The sequence below is a fragment of the Staphylococcus pasteuri genome (assembly GCF_030547725.1).
GTDB lineage: Bacteria > Bacillota > Bacilli > Staphylococcales > Staphylococcaceae > Staphylococcus > Staphylococcus pasteuri.
Map to the genome: position 1 here is coordinate 1 of NZ_JAUOQO010000326.1, position 274 is coordinate 274.

1 protein-coding gene is annotated in these 274 nt (G+C 41.6%); it reads left to right on the forward strand.

The genetic code is table 11. The features are described from left to right. Positions 1 to 85: 85 nt before the first annotated feature. The coding region (locus Q4528_RS13845; RefSeq protein ID WP_303522153.1) for a hypothetical protein at positions 86 to 274 on the forward strand (189 nt) is incomplete at its 3' end.

Below are 274 nucleotides of genomic sequence, written 5' to 3' on the forward strand. Positions count from 1 at the left end.
AACTAATGCAGATAAAAACGTCTAAGAATTAAAAGCATCGCGATGCAATAAAGTATTCAGCGAAGAAGGCTGCTACAACGAAAATGTGGATGACTGGTCTCCGCCTAAAACGTTTTACAAAACAACCGCCGTTTACATTAACAACCAAACAATACAACTTGCTGACGATGTGACAGCAACGATATCATGTCGTCCGCACTCTTATATTTGCTCGCTTACAGCACAAGTAAGAACCGAGTTAAGTGGCTCAGCAAAAGAACTCGGTGAACAAGCC